Source organism: Paenibacillus sp. FSL R5-0744 (assembly GCF_037972555.1).
Lineage (GTDB): Bacteria > Bacillota > Bacilli > Paenibacillales > Paenibacillaceae > Paenibacillus_AQ.
Window position 1 is genome coordinate 6,057,424 of sequence record NZ_CP150228.1, and the last position, 16,635, is coordinate 6,074,058.

Genomic DNA, 16,635 nt, shown 5'->3' on the forward strand with positions numbered 1-16,635 from the left:
CTTTCCAACATTGTATTTATTCGTATCGCAGAGATTCCATTGGATCGAGCTTGGCAGCCTTCGATGAAGGCATCAAACCAGCGACAATACTAATCCCTGTACTTACAACTAATCCGAATACGATATAAGATCCAGATAAGTTAATAAGCTTTACGCCAAAAGCATTTTCCAGAAGTATATTTAAACCAAAGCTAATAATAGCTGCAAAGATTATTGCGAAGACACCACTAAATATACCCAATAATGCGGATTCGGAAAAGAATATTCGCTTGATATCTTTCTTTCTTGCTCCAATCGCACGAAGGATCCCAATTTCTTTCGTCCGTTCCACTACACTAATGTAAAGTACAACCAATATCATAATCCCTGATACGATGAGCGAAATCCCTGCAATACCAGATAGAACGATCGTAGCCATATCCACATAAGTCGTGATACGCTCCATGATTTTTGCCGTTTGGGAGCCCGAGAAGCCCGCATCAACAGCCGCTTTATTAATATCATTCACATATTTCATATCCGTTGCAAAAGCATTAACCTGAATCGGGCCAATGGTAATCCCTTTATCAGTATACATTTGCTCCAGTGTCTGTGTTGGAATATATCCTGTTGGTGACATTTGCGCTCTTGGATCAGTGGCTTCATAAACACCAGAGACCGTGATTTCTTTTTCCAACGTTATCGGTTTATGTTGAGCATCCATTTCATTAATATACAGATGAATAGACTTCCCTACCATAGCATTCGGTTGCTCATTTCCGCTTAATTGACTCGCTATTTTCGTTGGTAATAACACTTCATTTTCTTTCGGTAAAGCCCCTGCTTTAATCGTCGCTTTATCAAATGTATCGTTTAAGGTGGTTAATTGTGTGAGACTACCCGTTTGATCTCCAAAAACCGTAGTAGACTTACCAGTAATCGTTGTTATGGTCTCTACATGATCTACATTTGGAAGGTTACGAATCGTCTCAACATCGGCCTTTGTAAACGTAACGCCGGGTAACATCATCGCTTCTGGGCCCTTCATGTCTTTGGCTTCTGGATTTGGCTTAGTGATATCTACCAGCAAAGGGTCCATACTTGAATTAATTTCATTATTAATATAGCTAGTGATCCCATTTCCTAAGGAAAGCATCAAGAGTACACTTAAAATACCTATCGATCCACCCAAAGCTACCAATACATTACGTTTGGCATTAAGCTTCATATTTTGAAGGGCCATTTTGAAAGAAGCCATTAAGCTGAGGTTTCGGGCCGAACCATCTCCCCCATCGTAGGTTGCCATGGAACGCTCCTTCAAATGAATATCGTCTTTCACCAATCCCTCTTCAAGCTTAACGATACGGCTACCGTAATCAGCTACTTTTTGCGAGTGGGTCACGGTAATGACCAAGATTCCTCTTTTCGCTATGCTGTCCAACAAGACTAATATTTGATCGCCTGTATCCTTATCCAGCGCACCCGTAGGTTCATCTGCCAAAATAATGTCTGGATTATTCGACAATGCACGTGCAATGGATACCCGTTGCTTTTGTCCACCGGACAGTTGATTCGGACGTTTTTTCAGATGATCCTTTAATCCTACCTCAGTCAAAATCTCTATAGCACGCTTATTACGTTCTTTCTCACTTGTATTCGTCATCTGCATCGCAACCGTAACATTTTCCAAGACTGATAAATGTGGAATCAGATTGAAGTTTTGAAATACGAAGCCGATGTTGTTCTTGCGATAGTCATCCATTTCCTTTTCGGTCATCTTGCTTAGGTTCTTCCCGCGAACAAGGACATCGCCCTCATAATCAGAGTCCATTCCACCAATAATATTCATTAGTGTGGACTTTCCGCAACCGGATTCACCGAGGATAGAGACAAATTCACCTGTCTCAAAGCTTAAATTCACATCATGGAGTACTGGAACCTTTTCCTTACCATATAAAGTATACGATTTTTTAACATTCTTAACCTCTAATATGTTCATTCCGATCTCTTCCTCTCCTGGGTCACGCTCTTTTTCTCTGCCTTTGATGTTTCCAATCCTAACAAATTTGTGTGAACTGATAATGAACTGGAATACCTCCTCATCTTGAGACAATACATTTAAGGAGGAAGTGGTAACTACGGGGAACTTTTGGACATCCGGCCGCTGTTGTCTCCAAATTTCCTGAATTGTACCGCTGTTAGCGGATGAAATTCGGAGACAAAGGCGGTCGCTACCGCTCCTACAGTTCCAAATTGCCCCTTCGTAACTCTCCTCCGTTTATTTTTAGGTCAAGTCATAGAAAAAGGCGAATTCTCACTCAGCATGGAGTCGAATTCGCCTTTTTCTGTTAGGCACATTTTATAAAGATTTAGTGAGTCATATAATAGGCAATTCGCCCAACTTCTTTACCTGTGTAATAGACGATATCAAAGATTAGCACTGCTAAGATAAATTTCGAGAGCAACGGATACTTGTTAAATAAAGGCTTAATACTCTTCTCTATGAACTCCATTTATGTTCCCCTTTCTTTAAGCTAGCGCTCTTTTTCGTATCAATCTAATTTGGCCTCTGTGATTAATTTCATCTTCGAATACATGAAACCACATGAAATAGTAGTTCGCCTGTTTGTTATGCCAGAATTCCTCTTCTGTATATAACCAGTCATCATCAACGGTTGCGAACAATGCATACGTTCTTTCTCTTACTTCATTTAAACGGTCTAAATAATAGTTAAGATCATTCCCTTTAATCATCGCTCGCCCTTCGTCTCCTAAGCTTAACGCTGGCCTCCATATTGTTAATTCTTCCTCAGACAAATCTCTTCCCTCAAACGTAGCCACTTGATACGCATATTCTACCGCAGCGTAGTGTGATAATAACGCTCCAATGGAGTTGCTCTCTGAGTCCAATAAGTAGTCCAGTTGTTCCACTGTTAGACCTGCAACGGCTTGTAGTGTTGTGTGTCTGGCATAGTTCATCATGGATAAAAGACGACTAATTTGTGGGGAGTAACCTGGGATATCAGCGATCAGATATATTTTGTCCATGTCGATCATAATGTGATCTCTCCTTCATATCTTCGAAATTGTAAATTTACAAGACTATGTATTTGTCCAGCTCAAAATTGCTCCGTTCTAACAAGTCCCAGCCGTTTTCCCTCTACGATAGCTTCGGATCTGGAATGTACACTCAGCTTCTCGAAGATTCTCGTCAGATTATACTCCACAGTCCTTTGTGACATTAAAAGTTTGCTGGCTATGTCTTTGTTGCTTTTTCCACTGGCAACTTCTTGGAGTATTTCTTGTTCTTTTTGATTAATAGATACTTCTTGAATGAACTGATTATCCCGGTTATTGGATATCTTGATATCACTTCTGCGCAGCTGCTTTAGTAAAGAAACTGGAATGACAGCCTCATTTCTTAGTGCGCAACGAATGGTATTTAACAACTGTTCTCTGGAAGCTGTCTTAGAGATAAATCCTGTAACCCCTGACTCCATCAACAGGTTATAATGCGCACTGATTTCATATCCGGTATAAATCACCACTTTAGATTCGGGATCACGCTGAACGGCTCTTTTGGTGAATTCGAGTCCACTAATTGTAGGCATATTAAGATCGCATAATATCACATCAAATCCTTGCTGCTCCAGCATATCGAAAGCTTCCATCGCTGACAAAACAAAGGTTACCTCCATATCAGCATCCTGCTCAATCATATTCTTGGTTCCTTCTCCAACTGAAGGGTGATCATCAACCAACAAGATACGTATCATCGTCATCGCCTCCTCTATTTTTCTTCTCCACAAAAGACGTTGTCGGTAAATAAATAATAACCTCCAACCCTTTACCCTTCTTCGAGTTAAACGTACAATCCCCTTCTAGACTCGCTACACGTTCTTTGATGCCGGACAAGCCCATATGATGAAATGATTCTTTAATATCTACGATATTCATGCCTACTCCATCATCCTTGTAACGGAAATAGAGATGCTCTTTCTGATCCAGTTCAATCTCAATCTGATTTGCCTTAGCGTGCTTCCCGGCATTTCTCAGAAGTTCCTGCACAATTCGATAAAGGGCTATCACCAGTTCATCACTTAACTCGCCTATCGGACTTGATGTAAAGCTAATAATATAATTGGACTGCAGCTGAGCATACTCAAATAAAATTTCCAGCGCCTTCACAATCCCAGCTTCCCTAAGAAGCGGAGGACGCAGTTCATTGCAAGTCTCCCGAATCTGATAGATAACATCCAGAAGTCCTTCTTTAATCTGAAGCAGCTCCGGTAAGATTCTCGGTGAAATTTCGTGATCGGAGATCAGCGTTTCCAGCCTACGAAGCCAAATAAGTTGATCTTGAAGGGCAGAATCATGTAAATCCGCCGCCAGCTTTCTTCGCTCATTCTCTGACAAGTTAAAAATCAGGCGCAGAACCCAGGGTGCCCCATGTTGATCTTTTTTCATTTCAACTTCAAGGTCTTCAATCAGACCTTCAATCAGATATAAATTCTCATAGACGATACTTGCATAGTTTGCGATGGTATTTAACCAATTTAGCTCATCCATATTCATCTTGATATGATTCTTCTTATGATCGATCCATAGGAGATGAACACTCTTTTTATGACGACCTAACACTAGTAGGATCCCTTGCTGGAGTTGAATGACCTCCCCTACTTTAAGAACAGGGTATTGTGATACAAATTGTATATAGATGTCTTGGCCTGAATCATCCACGATTGGCTCGAGACTATGCAAATTTTCATCCTCATCTATCTCAAAAAAAGCCGACCGATTAACCGGTATAATCTCATTGATCTCCTTGTTGAGTGCAGCTTCCAAATCAGATATCTTCATAACCTTTGAGATTTGCTTAGAGAATCGTTCCAAACTCCCTTGATAATGATGAAGTTCATGGACCAGCTTAGGCCGGAAATAATGATCTATTTTCTCCTTAAAAAATAAGAAAGTCGTAATCGATAAATACACCACCAAAAACATCTGAACCCATTTGATCCAATCATATTCCGGCCTACTCTGAATGATCGCCAGTACTACCACAATGATTAGCGCCGGAATGAAAGCAATGAACAGATCATATTTAAATCGACTAAAAGCGAAATCAATATCAAATAGCTGTTTAGCAGTGAGCAGATAAAAATAGGTAACTGGCATTAAAAACAAGAAAATCGTAGTGATTTCATAAGGAATCAATTCGACCCCAAACGCAATCGGCACAGCTGAAAGAAGAACAAACGGTGTAAACGCAAGGATCTGTCCAGTTAACATAATTTTAAGCATCGATTTAAGTGCTGTGTTCCGATAATTGATGTATACATAGAGCAGCTTAAATATGCTGTATAGGATGCCTACAACAAAGAGCCCAATAATGATCAGACGCATAAAGGAATACAAGGATCTATCCCAGGAGTAAATAACTAAACTAAAGCTTGAAACCATACCAAGTAAAATGACGAATCCGTAGTATGTCTTGATTAGAAAAGTAGAAAGAAATAGAACATTAAATCGTTTCAGATGTACTTGGACAAAGTGGATAAACACCAGCGGTATTAGAGGTAGCAAGCCACTCATAGTAATTCTACCGATGAGATCTGATCTGCTTGAGGCATATCCGGCGAAGTACGTCACTCCCACCAATAAAAAGAACAAAATTAGCAGTTCAGCTGCGCGTTCTCCACTTTTTTTACGATATAAAAGAAGACTTAACACCACCAAAAAAACAAAGGTTGCTCCAGGAACTACAAGCTGTGTGAACGTATGATATACCGAGGATTTATTCTTGATATCATAATGTTCTGTGATCAGGGTACCCTCTTTAGATATACGGAGGAGGTCAATGGATTGAACTTGCGTGAGATTTCCGTATCTCACCGGTCCATCCACTTTTTCAATCGGTGTTCCATTAACCGCTACTAAAATATCCCCTTCCCGTAAATTCTGCTTATAGCCCTCACTGGAAACGTCGACCTCTGCGATATAATATTGTCCTTGTTCATTCTGCTCCAGACCAACTTCAAGTAAGATATTGGAGTAAATGATTCCCACAAAATGAATGATAAGAAAGGCAAAAACGCAAAGTAACCCTGATATGAAAAAATAACGGAGTTTCACTCTCATTTGAATCCCCCGGAAGAACAAAATTATACATATTTGTAATTCAGAATCATGCATCCTATACCATTTTAAATGAATTCAATAGGGAATAATATACTTTTATGCATGATATTCCTTCATTTATAAACGAACGCAAGTGTTATTGCGCTAAACTGATCGGCTGCCGTTTTATCCTGAGGTTTCGATTCAGAATCCAAACTGCTACAGCGCCATATAAAATTACCGGGACCCAACCACTCTCTCCAGCTACATACTCTAGCATCGGTGATGAACTCGCAGTAATATTGCGCAACACACTATCTACTGCATTATTAGTTCCATGTAAAAGCACTGCCGGCCATATACTACCAGAGATCAGACGCAGTTCATTAATAATAATTCCCGCAAATACAACGGATAAGGTGAACAGGGTCAACACAAGCCAGCGGTTCCCTGAAGAATGATAGGCACGTGGGCCAAGAATCGCTGGATAATGCCATATTGCCCAGATAAAACCCATTGTGATACTGGAACTAACTCTTCCCATCCATTGAAAGCGCGGAAGCAGCCAGCCCCTCCAGCCTATTTCTTCCCCCAATGCAGATAGCGAGCCCAGAACAATATAAACGACCAAATATATAGCCGTCTTGATCCATGAATCTGGAGGGATCAAGCTTGATACCCATCCTGTCCAATAAACAGCATAACCCGCTCCCAGTGAAATTAAGGGAATAACCAAAGCCAATATGTATTCTTTCCCTCCTCTAAATCTGAAACCTAACCTTTTCCAGCCATCAGCACGATAACCATCTCGTACAATCAAGAACATCATGAGAAATACTGTGAGTAACGGGGTAAATCCGTACAGACCTTGTGCTGATTCTGGGAGTAGCAGCATCCCAAGTGCCATTGCCCACACAATAATTATAAATAGAAGAGATTGTTTCTTGTCAGAGAGCAATATTCTCACCTACCTTTTTATAATTAAACGGCTATTTTTCCCATTTAATCCAATTCTACAATGACATCCAGGTCATTTCACCGAAAATAACTGCCGTTAAAACCGCAAATCTTTTGCGGTGGTGCACCCCATCACCTCCTTGTCTGGCATAAAATTCAAACTACCTTCTCATACTATGGGGAGAATATGGAGGTGAATGTCATGCCAAAAAATAACGCCAGTCCCAAAGGTGAACCAGGCAAACATCAACCAAGTAAGAAAAACAATGCACAGAATAACAATAACTTTAATGAAGCGGCTCAGATGGTAAACATTGATAAAGCTGCCGATTATGTTCCCAGCTTAAATGGTGTTTCCAAAACCGACGTCTAAACCGCACTGCTAAACAAAAAAAACACTCCTCAGAATATTCTGAAGGAGTGTTTCATTTCAAAGATTATATGCGATACGTTAAGCCTACTACACCGTTGCTGTAAGTTTTTGAGTCCACAAGATGAAGTGGGACTTGATTCGTGATCTCGTCAAAAAGACGCATTCCAGAGCCAATGACTACGGGACAGATATTAAGCCTAAGCTCATCTAACAATCCATTTTGTAATAGGGATCTGACTAATCTCGGACTACCAGGGATCTGAATGTTCTTTCCAGGCCGTTGCTTTAGCTTCATTATCTCCTCGAAGAGCTTGCCCTTGATCAGGCTCGCAGGTTGCCATTCGAGCATGTCCTCCGTAATCGTACTGGAGACCAGATATTTGTCAGAATGGTTCAGGAATCTTGCCATGGGTAGATTGTCACTCTGATGCTGCCAGAACTGGGCTAACATCTTGTAAGTACGTGGTCCAAGCAGTACAGTATCCGCCTGTGCAACACCGGCAGCAATCGTCTCATTCATTTCATTGCTCCCCCACTTCTTAGGTGAGGCTTCAAGTGAGTCTACCACTCCATCCAGCGATATGAATAAACCTGCCACAATCTTTCTAGATGAATTTTCTGCATCTTGTTCATGATGATCTACAGGCACACTCATCGCTCCTTGTACCAGAAATGAATACATAACATTCGATCCGCAATATGAGGACATGCTTGATTATTTCAAGTTTTCTAACTCGACGGTCACTTTTTCAATCAGATTCACGAAGGAGGCCAGTTCTTGAGAGCCCTTCACCTGATCTCTAGAATACATGGAATTGTGTTCCGATTCTTTTTTCACCTTGGACAGTGTGGAGTTGATATTATTCAGCTTCTCATCAATCGTTCCGATTGAATCTTTAGAGCGACGAGCTAACTTGCGTACTTCATTCGCGACGACTTCAAAGCCTCTACCGTACTCCCCTGCTCTTGCCGCTTCAATGGCTGCGTTTAAGCCCAAAAGATGCGTATGATCAGCAACCTCCCTAATCATTGTACCCACTTGATGAATAGACTCTACCTCTTTGTCAAGATATAACACAGTTTGATGTGTTTTCTCTTGATAATCAGCATTCTTACTAGCTAATTCCTCGATGGATTCACTGCTATCTTTCAGTTGAACCATTAAGGATACTAATTCTTGAACCGCAGAACTAACACCTGTAAGCAAGTGGTTTTGCTTTTCTAATAAATTTTCTATTTTTGCTTTTTCATCGACTTCGTAGGCTTCCAGAACCAACTGTGAATCCAGATTAAACATCTTGGTTAATGCATGAATGACGGGTTTCCAATCAGTCGGTAATATCCGTTCAAAATAAGCTGTAGCGAGATCCAAATATAATATGTAAGTGCCCAAATACCAATTTGTTGTCAGACCAATACGCGAGTGAATTTTACCTATAAGCAGTCGTCTTTCAATAAATGCTTCATCAATCACACCCGATGCCATGGATAAAAAATACCACTGCTGCGTTTCCTTCAATCGATCAAGCGTACTGTGCTGTTCAATGATGTGGAGTAGCTCAGGTTCCTCTATCATCTGCTTATACAATTCATCTACAAGGGAGCTTACGATTTGCTTGAATTCTTTTTCCTTACTTTTCAATACATTTAAATCAGCCTCAGTAATCCCAATATAGCTAACTTGCTGTTGTCGCTCTGAACTAAGATTGATCATAATTTGGTCAACTTCCCTCTCATTCTGTTTATATAATGATCATCGCATCTTCCATGCCATCCCCTATGGCATCTATTTATCTTGATAATAAAGGTATTATTTTTATAAATTTTAACACTTTATTTACTTAAATAGTTTATTAATTTTACAAACTTTGCATTTCGTAGCATTATTCTTAGATCACACTAAAAAGAGGAGCTCCTATAAAGGAAGCCCCTCTTAAAATTAAAACCTTATCCTACACAGCAACAACTTGTTGCAGCAATTCTATCGTCGTCCGGTCAATGAATTTCCTGAATTTCTCTTTGCCTTTGGCGTTGGCTTTATAGTAGTTAATCAATGACAAAATCACTGGAATGAGTTGATCTTCACTTAGCCCTGATCTAAGAGATTGTGCGATTGAAGTCTTAAGTCCTTTAGGTTCTCCTCCAACAAAAATCTCATAGGTATTACGCATTTTCACAACGCTGATGTCTTTCAACAAAGGCTCGCTTGTTCCGAGTGCACAGCCCGCATAACCAATCTTCAGTGGCATAGGTGTTTCAATCCCTGCGATGGACTGATTTAATTTCTGTGCAACTGCCAGACCTGCTTCCTCAGCCCCTTTACAAAAATTACAAGCAATCAGGCTTTTCGTGACAAAACCCGCTGGATATACTTCCAAGCCCGTACGCTCAAGTTGTTCCACAATCTCTTCACGATGTTCCAGAGGTACCTCCAGATATAGCTGTTTAAAAGATGTCATTTCAATTCTTGCATTTGTCCCTACAATAGCTCCAATAGTAGCAAGCTGCTCTGGTGTGAACAGGCTTCCTCCCACTTGAATTGGAGGCGCAACTGCGATTTTCGTTATCTCTCCCATATCCTTATCTCCGTCTCCATTCCTCAAGCGATTTAGTTACGGATCTTCACACGTTGTAGACGAAGCGCGTTAAGTACAACGGAAACCGAACTGAGCGCCATTGCTGCACCCGCTACCCATGGAGCCAGGAAACCAAGTGCTGCGATTGGAATCCCAAGGGAGTTGTATCCAAGCGCCCAGAATAGATTTTGTTTAATATTAGTCATCGTTTTACGGCTCATGTAGATGGCATCAGGAATACTGGATAGATCGCCTCGCATTAAAGTAACATCTGCAGCTTCCATAGCCACATCCGTACCCGTACCGATTGCCATCCCAATATCTGCAGTAGCTAGAGCTGGAGCATCATTAATACCATCGCCGACCATAGCTACTATCTTTCCTTGCGCTTGTAATTTTTTCACTTCCTCCGCTTTTCCTTCTGGAAGCACTTCAGCGCGTACATGATCAATGCCAACTTGGGCAGCGATCGCCTTTGCCGTACGTTCGTTATCTCCGGTAATCATAATGACCTGGATTCCCATTCCTTTCAAGCGACTGACAGCAGCCTGAGAGGTTTCTTTAATGGTGTCCGCAACGGCTACCATACCTACGTACCCTTTATTTATAGCAACAAGCATTGCTGTTTTACCGGATTCTTCTAAAGTAGACATGATGTTATAAGCATGACTTGCCTCTACACCGTATTTGTCCATGAGACGCCGAGTACCAATTAACAGCTCCTTGCCTTCCACGACAGCCTTGATCCCAAAACCCGGTATAGCTTCAAAAGATTCTGTCCCTGGCAATTCAATATTTCTTTCCAAGATGCCTGCGACAATAGCTTCTGCAAGTGGATGTTCTGAATTCTTCTCGGCTGCACCCACCAGTCTAAGAAATTCTGTCTCGTTGCCTTCGACCAAAATATCGGTAAGCTCAGGTTTGCCCTTTGTTACTGTGCCTGTTTTATCCAAGATAATCGTATCAATTTTATGTGTTTGCTCCAAATGCTCTCCGCCTTTGAACAGGATTCCCAGTTCAGCTGCACGTCCGGAACCAGCCATAATGGAGGTTGGCGTAGCCAGACCCAAAGCACAAGGGCAAGCGATAACCAGAATGGCGATTGCTTTTTCCAAAGCTCCTGCAAAATCACCCGGTGTTACGATGAAGTACCACACTAAAAATGCAATAACGGCAATCCCAACAACGATAGGAACAAAGATACCGGAGATGACGTCAGCAACCCGTTGAATAGGAGCTTTTGAACCTTGCGCTTCTTCTACCACTTTGATGATCTGCGCAAGAGCAGTTTCCTTACCTACTTTTGTTGCCTTGATTCTAAGCATACCGTTTTTATTAATCGTCGCTCCAATGACGGAATCTCCGGCTTTCTTTTCAACAGGGAGGCTTTCTCCGGTCAGCATGGATTCATCTACTGAAGAGATCCCTTCCAGAACTTCACCATCTACAGGTACTTTATTCCCTGGACGAACAAGTACTATATCACCAGTAATAACTTCCTCTACCGGAATGCTTAATTCTTCACCGTCGCGAACAACTAAAGCTGTCTTGGCCTGCAGGCCCATCAAGGATTTAATAGCTTCCGAGGTCCGTCCTTTTGCCAAGGATTCGAACAATTTTCCCATTAGAACCAGAGTAATCAATACTGCACTCGTTTCATAATACATTTCTGGTCCATGATGCGCGCTCCCACCATCGACAGCCCAAACTATGGTTAAATAAAGGCTGTAAAAAAAGGCCGCTGAGGTCCCAAGTGAAACTAGAACATCCATGTTCGCACTGCCGTTACGGAGTGCTTTATAAGCACCGATGTAAAATTGTTTACCAATATAAAATTGAACTGGTGTTGCCATAATCAATTGGAACCATGGATTCATAAAAAGATCAGGCAGCCATATCCACGAAGTGAAGGAAAAGTGGCTCACCATCGCCCACAGCAGTGGAAACGATAGAATCGCGGAGATCAGCAGCTTACGTTTCTGCTTGGATAAATCTTGTTGTCGCTGTTCCGCTGGGTCACCTTGCTCTTGTTTGGGAACAGCCTTGTATCCAAGCTTCTCCACCCGCTTCTGCATGTCAGATACAGAAACTTCAACGGGATTATATTCGACATGTGCTGTTTCCATCGCAAAGTTCACACTGGCAGTGCTTACGCCAGGCAGTTTATTCAGAGTCTTTTCAATTTTCAATGCACAAGCAGCGCATGTCATACCTACAAGCTGTAAATCTACAGCTTCTTTAGCCGTGCTATACCCTAGCTTCTGAATACTTGCTTCCATCTTACTTACGTCCACTATATTCGGATCATAAGTCACTGTAGCCCTTTCCATTGCAAAGTTTACGTTGGCTTCTGTTACACCTTCTAACTTGTTCAAGCCTTTTTCTATGCGGTTTGCACAAGCAGCACAAGTCATCCCTGTGATTTGTAATGATGTTTGCGATTGTCCCGCCGCAGCAGTAGTCATTATATAAACACCTCTTCCACTTTTGTGATGATTTCCATTGTTTGCATCATCCTCTTCTTGATGTTAGTATACCCCCCTACCCTATATTATGTCAAGCGACAAGCTATACTCTAAATACTTAAAAAGGAGTTTTCTCAGTAACAGAAATCCTGTTTCTGAGAAAACTCCCTCATGAATCTGTCCTCTCTGAAGAGAGTCCTACTGAGTTAAGCAGCCATTTCACGGCAGATTTTCGCACAGGCAAAACATGCTTCTGCACATTGCTGGCAATGATCATGGTCATGCTTTTTACATTCGTTGCCGCAGGCTTCACAAGCCTCTGCACAAGCTAAACATAAGGCCTTGGCATATTTACTGTTCATCGACAGGGCATGTGCAGTGAATCCGCATATTTCTGCACATTCACGATCCAGGCGAATGCACTCCTTCATCATCCAACATGATCTTCCTCCAAGCAAGATGAGTAACAGTGATTACAAGCCACCATACATTTTAAACATTCTTCAATACACGCTTTGTAGTTTTGATGTGACATCATAAAAACTCCTCTCAAGATGTAATTTAGTATAGTCCCCTACTCTATATTTACCCAATCGTGAGCTAACTTATCATGCTCAGAGAAATTGTCCGAACTGAACATTAGACATTCAGCTGTTTCTCAATTTCTTGACGATTGAACACAAATCCGAAGAATACCTGATTGTTAATGAAAATGGTGGGAACCAATCTTTTTCCCGTTCGATTAAATAACGTATCTGCATGGTCAGGATGATCTGCAATATTAAATTCAGTAAATGGAATATGATGCTCACTTAAGAACTTTTTAAAATTTCTGCAATCCTCACAAGTCGGTGTTGTAAATACCTCTACGTTCATATGGGTCGTCCTCCTTAATTATATTTTCCAACAACATTAGTATACCCCCCTACACTATATATGAATCTAAATAAAAAAGGATTCCAACGAATCCTTTCTATTAACAATTATTTAATTAATTTATTGATGGTAATTAATAACTCATCTAACACTTCATTTTCACCATCTTGAATTCGTTCCACGACACAGCTCTTCATATGATGTTCTAACAAAAGCTTTCCTACGCCGTTCAAAGCAGATTGGACCGAAGAGATTTGATGCAGCACATCATCACAATAGGTGTCCTTCTCAATTAATCCCTTTAGCCCTCTTACTTGTCCTTCAATTCTATTGAGTCGGCTAACCAGGTTCTTTTTAGTCTTCTCAGAGTGATGACTTTTTCGTTCACCCGTGCTACATGATTCGTGCTCGTGCGTATGATCTTCCATGCACCAATCACTCCTTTCCATATAGTTTTATTATACTATAGCCCCCCTAATCTATTCAAAATATAAAATATAATTAGACTTTCATCACTTCATGGGATATCACCGATGTCTCAATTTGAATAGTAGTATGCTGGATTTTGAAGCGTTCCGCTATTAACTGAATGGCTTGCTGCAAAATACGTTGATCATCTTCCTGATCTTTGATTAAGAGATGGCAGCTTAGTGAATCAAGACCCGAGGTAATTGTCCAAACATGAAGATCATGAACATTTATAACGCCCTCGATACTTTCTAGAACTGCCTTCACCTCAGATGGATTCACTGTAATCGGTGTACCTTCCATAAGAACATGAACGGTATGTTTGATGATTCCCCAAGCACCTCTAAGAATTAATAGAGCAACTAGTACGCTTATAATCGGGTCAGCAATATACCAGCCAAAAATCATCATAACTAAACCTGCAATAATAGCACCTACCGAGCCTAAAGCATCGCCAAGCACATGAAGATAAGCGCTGCGAAGGTTAATGTTATTCTTTACATCTCCTTTTCTCATAAGAGACCAAGCACTAGCAACATTGGCTAAAAGACCTATACATGCGATCAGCATCATAGAACCACTTGCAACCGTAGGCGGCTCGAAGAATCGGCCATAAGCCTCCACGATGATAAAACCAGCAACTACAAATAAGGTGACCCCATTCAATAGTGCCGCTAGAATTTCAAACCGATGAAATCCATATGTTTTATTGGGAGATGCAGGTTTAGTTGCAAACCAGACCGCTACTAGGCTTAATGCTAAGGAGCTTGCATCGTTTAGCATATGCCCACTATCCGATAGCAGCGCTAAGCTGTTAGTGATCAGTCCGCCAAAAAACTCCAAAAACATAATTCCTACTGTAATTATTAATGCAATCATTAGTCCTTTTTTGTTTCCGCTAGGATCAAAATGATGATGACCGTGAGGCCCATGGGAATGATCATGTCCTGCATGGGAGTGATTGTGATCGCTGTGATCGTGATCGGAGTGTTGCCCGTCTACGTGCTCCATCTGATGATTGTGATTATTCTTCTTGTCCTTCATGATTTACCTCCTATTTACCTTCAGCAAGATAGTATTTGTATGCGCGCGCAGTGGTATTCAAAAGCTCCAGATCATAATAACATATGAACAAGTGCTCATATGTTATTATGATCTGGATTTTTCTTCTTGTCAATAACAAACCTAAGGGTATATCCTCAGCTAGAAGTTTATAAAAATAAAAATAAAAAAAACACCTCTATACAATTTCTGTATAAAGATGTTTTAGTTTATCTTTCACTTCTTAATCTTAAAGAGAAATCGCTGCTTCTAATGCAACTTCCATCATGCTGTTGAAAGAATTTTGTCTTTCTTCTGCCGTGGTTACTGCATGAGTAACTAATGAATCTGAAATAGTAAGAATACATGCTGCTTGTTTACCTAATACTTTCGCATTATGGAACAATGCATAGCTCTCCATTTCTACACATACACAGTCATGTTCATTGTAAAATTCATTGTGGCCTGGCACGTTGTCTTCATGATAGAATACATCGCTTGAATGAATTCTTGCCGTCAAAAGTGGCTTGTTAATACGTTTAGCCGCTTCTTCAATGACTTCGTTCAATTCTTTACTTGGCAGCTGTACGTCTCCTTCTACACCACTTTGCACATAGGCGTATGTAGATTCACTCCACGCACTATCCGCCAGTACCACATCAAATAAATTCAATTTATCTGTGTAGGCACCTGCACTACCGATGCGAATGATGTTTTCCACACCATAATTTTTGTATAGTTCATAAGAATAAATACCGATACTTGGCATTCCCATTCCCGAACCCATTACTGACACTTCTTTACCTTTGTAAGTGCCTGTATATCCAAACATATTCCGTACCGTATTAAATTGGGTTGGGTTCTCCAAATAGGTTTCTGCGATATACTTCGCTCTTAACGGATCTCCTGGCATTAATACTGTTTTGGCGATTTCACCATTTTGTGCTGCATTGTGCGGCGTTGACATAATTTATTCCTCCTAAGTTTGTTACTCAACTACTATCTTACTATACCATCCATGAATTTAAATATACGTTTAAAATATTCTTTTGTTTCAACAAAAAAAGAACTGATTCTCTTGCTACAATTTATTCGCAAACTCGTTAAGCTTTTGGGACATTATTTTTATTTCCTCAATAAATGCAGAAGTATGCTGAACAGATGCAGCCTGTTCTTGTCCGATCGCCGCTATCTTCTCTATCGAATTAGCCATTTGGTTCGTAATCCCCTTAATCTGTAACATGGTTTCATTTATGTTTTGAGTTGAAGAAACGGTTTCCCGTGAAAATTTCCGAATCTCCTTAGCTACGACTTCAAACCCTCTTCCCTTCTCACCTGCATGAGCTGCTTCTATTGCTGCATTCAGCCCGAGTAAATTCGTTTGGTCAGCAACCTTTTTAATAATCGATAGGACCTCTGTAGTATTCTCCACATCTCTACCAGCTTGTTGGGATTGAATAAGTAGTTGCTGAGAGTAATCCGCAAGTGAATTGGATCCATACGAAATATTATTGATTTGCTCATTAGCTTGGGTCAGTGATTCTGAGATTTGTTCTACAATAGCCTTTAATTCACTTTGTCTACGAATCTGAACTGCAATCCCGCCAATGACCTGACCGTTTTGATCATGAAGAGGTGTCGCTGTACCCGTAAACTCAAATCCATAGAAGTTGGCCGGAACATCGGACTTTAATTCTTGATTCTCTCGGATAGCTATGTAAAGCGGTTCTTCTTTGTTTAAAAGCTGTCCTTCGGTAATGTTTAAATTATCCAGCAAAAG

Annotated in this window: 16 protein-coding genes and 1 pseudogene; 1 reads left to right on the top strand and 16 read right to left on the bottom strand. The window is 40.8% G+C overall.

Going from position 1 to position 16,635, the window contains the following annotated elements:
* Window positions 1-16: 16 nt before the first annotated feature.
* From MKY19_RS26760 to MKY19_RS26785, 6 genes are all read right to left on the bottom strand, one after another.
* On the bottom strand, window positions 17-1,978 hold the full coding sequence (locus MKY19_RS26760; protein WP_339798734.1) for an ATP-binding cassette domain-containing protein: 1,962 nt from the start codon (window positions 1,976-1,978) through the stop codon (window positions 17-19).
* A 370-nt stretch (window positions 1,979-2,348) separates the two neighbouring features.
* A complete protein-coding gene (locus tag MKY19_RS26765; protein ID WP_179085821.1) occupies window positions 2,349-2,492 on the bottom strand; it encodes a hypothetical protein in 144 nt (47 codons plus the stop codon).
* 16 nt (window positions 2,493-2,508) lie between these two features.
* Window positions 2,509-3,036, bottom strand: a complete 528-nt coding sequence (locus MKY19_RS26770) for a DinB family protein (protein WP_339798737.1) — start codon at window positions 3,034-3,036, stop codon at window positions 2,509-2,511.
* Between the two features lie 62 nt (window positions 3,037-3,098).
* Entirely contained in the window at window positions 3,099-3,755 is a 657-nt protein-coding gene (locus MKY19_RS26775; protein WP_076285527.1) for a response regulator transcription factor, read from the bottom strand.
* Entirely contained in the window at window positions 3,733-6,120 is a 2,388-nt protein-coding gene (locus MKY19_RS26780) for an ATP-binding protein (protein ID WP_339798741.1), read from the bottom strand. Before MKY19_RS26780 ends, MKY19_RS26775 begins: the two co-directional genes overlap by 23 nt.
* A 136-nt stretch (window positions 6,121-6,256) precedes the next feature.
* Window positions 6,257-7,066: a CPBP family intramembrane glutamic endopeptidase gene (locus MKY19_RS26785; RefSeq protein ID WP_339798744.1), complete on the bottom strand. Its 810-nt coding sequence runs from the start codon at window positions 7,064-7,066 to the stop codon at window positions 6,257-6,259.
* A 192-nt stretch (window positions 7,067-7,258) separates the two neighbouring features.
* Here MKY19_RS26785 and MKY19_RS26790 point away from each other — a divergent pair, with 192 nt between their 5' ends.
* On the top strand, window positions 7,259-7,429 hold the full coding sequence (locus tag MKY19_RS26790; RefSeq protein WP_156113190.1) for a hypothetical protein: 171 nt from the start codon (window positions 7,259-7,261) through the stop codon (window positions 7,427-7,429).
* Between the two features lie 64 nt (window positions 7,430-7,493).
* Here MKY19_RS26790 and MKY19_RS26795 read toward each other — a convergent pair whose 3' ends face one another.
* From MKY19_RS26795 to MKY19_RS26840, 10 genes and pseudogenes are all read right to left on the bottom strand, one after another.
* Window positions 7,494-8,111 (bottom strand): dihydrofolate reductase family protein, encoded by a 618-nt coding sequence (locus tag MKY19_RS26795; protein ID WP_339267304.1) that lies wholly within the window; start codon window positions 8,109-8,111, stop codon window positions 7,494-7,496.
* Window positions 8,112-8,144: 33 nt separating this feature from the next.
* Window positions 8,145-9,143: a globin-coupled sensor protein gene (locus MKY19_RS26800; RefSeq protein ID WP_042192005.1), complete on the bottom strand. Its 999-nt coding sequence runs from the start codon at window positions 9,141-9,143 to the stop codon at window positions 8,145-8,147.
* A 238-nt stretch (window positions 9,144-9,381) separates the two neighbouring features.
* Window positions 9,382-10,005 carry a nitrite reductase gene (locus tag MKY19_RS26805; protein ID WP_339798747.1) on the bottom strand — a complete coding sequence of 208 codons (624 nt, stop codon included), beginning with the start codon at window positions 10,003-10,005 and terminating at the stop codon, window positions 9,382-9,384.
* Between the two features lie 32 nt (window positions 10,006-10,037).
* The gene (locus tag MKY19_RS26810) at window positions 10,038-12,470 is read right to left on the bottom strand and encodes a heavy metal translocating P-type ATPase (RefSeq protein ID WP_339798750.1); all 2,433 of its coding nucleotides are present in this window, start codon (window positions 12,468-12,470) and stop codon (window positions 10,038-10,040) included.
* 206 nt (window positions 12,471-12,676) lie between these two features.
* Window positions 12,677-13,005, bottom strand: a pseudogene (locus MKY19_RS26815) (four-helix bundle copper-binding protein).
* 104 nt (window positions 13,006-13,109) lie between these two features.
* Window positions 13,110-13,346, bottom strand: coding sequence for a glutaredoxin family protein (locus MKY19_RS26820; RefSeq protein WP_339798753.1), 237 nt, complete (start codon window positions 13,344-13,346; stop codon window positions 13,110-13,112).
* Window positions 13,347-13,453: 107 nt separating this feature from the next.
* Complete coding sequence (locus MKY19_RS26825; protein ID WP_042131123.1) at window positions 13,454-13,774, bottom strand: metal-sensitive transcriptional regulator; 321 nt, start codon at window positions 13,772-13,774, stop codon at window positions 13,454-13,456.
* A 73-nt stretch (window positions 13,775-13,847) separates the two neighbouring features.
* Window positions 13,848-14,825 carry a cation diffusion facilitator family transporter gene (locus MKY19_RS26830; protein WP_339271802.1) on the bottom strand — a complete coding sequence of 326 codons (978 nt, stop codon included), beginning with the start codon at window positions 14,823-14,825 and terminating at the stop codon, window positions 13,848-13,850.
* A 280-nt stretch (window positions 14,826-15,105) separates the two neighbouring features.
* A complete protein-coding gene (gene deoD / locus MKY19_RS26835) occupies window positions 15,106-15,822 on the bottom strand; it encodes a purine-nucleoside phosphorylase (RefSeq protein WP_076300941.1) in 717 nt (238 codons plus the stop codon).
* Between the two features lie 114 nt (window positions 15,823-15,936).
* On the bottom strand, window positions 15,937-16,632 hold the full coding sequence (locus MKY19_RS26840) for a methyl-accepting chemotaxis protein (protein WP_339798755.1): 696 nt from the start codon (window positions 16,630-16,632) through the stop codon (window positions 15,937-15,939).
* Between the last annotated feature and the right edge of the window lie 3 nt (window positions 16,633-16,635).

Excerpts from the sequence above, each read along its gene's own strand:
- MKY19_RS26760 (WP_339798734.1), bottom strand. The coding sequence starts at position 1,978 with ATGAACATATTAGAGGTTAAGAATGTTAAAAAATCGTATACTTTATAT.
- MKY19_RS26765 (WP_179085821.1), bottom strand. The coding sequence starts at position 2,492 with ATGGAGTTCATAGAGAAGAGTATTAAGCCTTTATTTAACAAGTATCCG.
- MKY19_RS26770 (WP_339798737.1), bottom strand. The coding sequence starts at position 3,036 with ATGATCGACATGGACAAAATATATCTGATCGCTGATATCCCAGGTTAC.
- MKY19_RS26775 (WP_076285527.1), bottom strand. The coding sequence starts at position 3,755 with ATGATACGTATCTTGTTGGTTGATGATCACCCTTCAGTTGGAGAAGGA.
- MKY19_RS26780 (WP_339798741.1), bottom strand. The coding sequence starts at position 6,120 with ATGAGAGTGAAACTCCGTTATTTTTTCATATCAGGGTTACTTTGCGTT.
- MKY19_RS26790 (WP_156113190.1), top strand. The coding sequence starts at position 7,259 with ATGCCAAAAAATAACGCCAGTCCCAAAGGTGAACCAGGCAAACATCAA.
- MKY19_RS26795 (WP_339267304.1), bottom strand. The coding sequence starts at position 8,111 with ATGTATTCATTTCTGGTACAAGGAGCGATGAGTGTGCCTGTAGATCAT.
- MKY19_RS26800 (WP_042192005.1), bottom strand. The coding sequence starts at position 9,143 with ATGATCAATCTTAGTTCAGAGCGACAACAGCAAGTTAGCTATATTGGG.
- MKY19_RS26805 (WP_339798747.1), bottom strand. The coding sequence starts at position 10,005 with ATGGGAGAGATAACGAAAATCGCAGTTGCGCCTCCAATTCAAGTGGGA.
- MKY19_RS26810 (WP_339798750.1), bottom strand. The coding sequence starts at position 12,470 with ATGACTACTGCTGCGGCGGGACAATCGCAAACATCATTACAAATCACA.
- MKY19_RS26820 (WP_339798753.1), bottom strand. The coding sequence starts at position 13,346 with ATGAACGTAGAGGTATTTACAACACCGACTTGTGAGGATTGCAGAAAT.
- MKY19_RS26825 (WP_042131123.1), bottom strand. The coding sequence starts at position 13,774 with ATGGAAGATCATACGCACGAGCACGAATCATGTAGCACGGGTGAACGA.
- MKY19_RS26830 (WP_339271802.1), bottom strand. The coding sequence starts at position 14,825 with ATGGAGCACGTAGACGGGCAACACTCCGATCACGATCACAGCGATCAC.
- deoD (WP_076300941.1), bottom strand. The coding sequence starts at position 15,822 with ATGTCAACGCCGCACAATGCAGCACAAAATGGTGAAATCGCCAAAACA.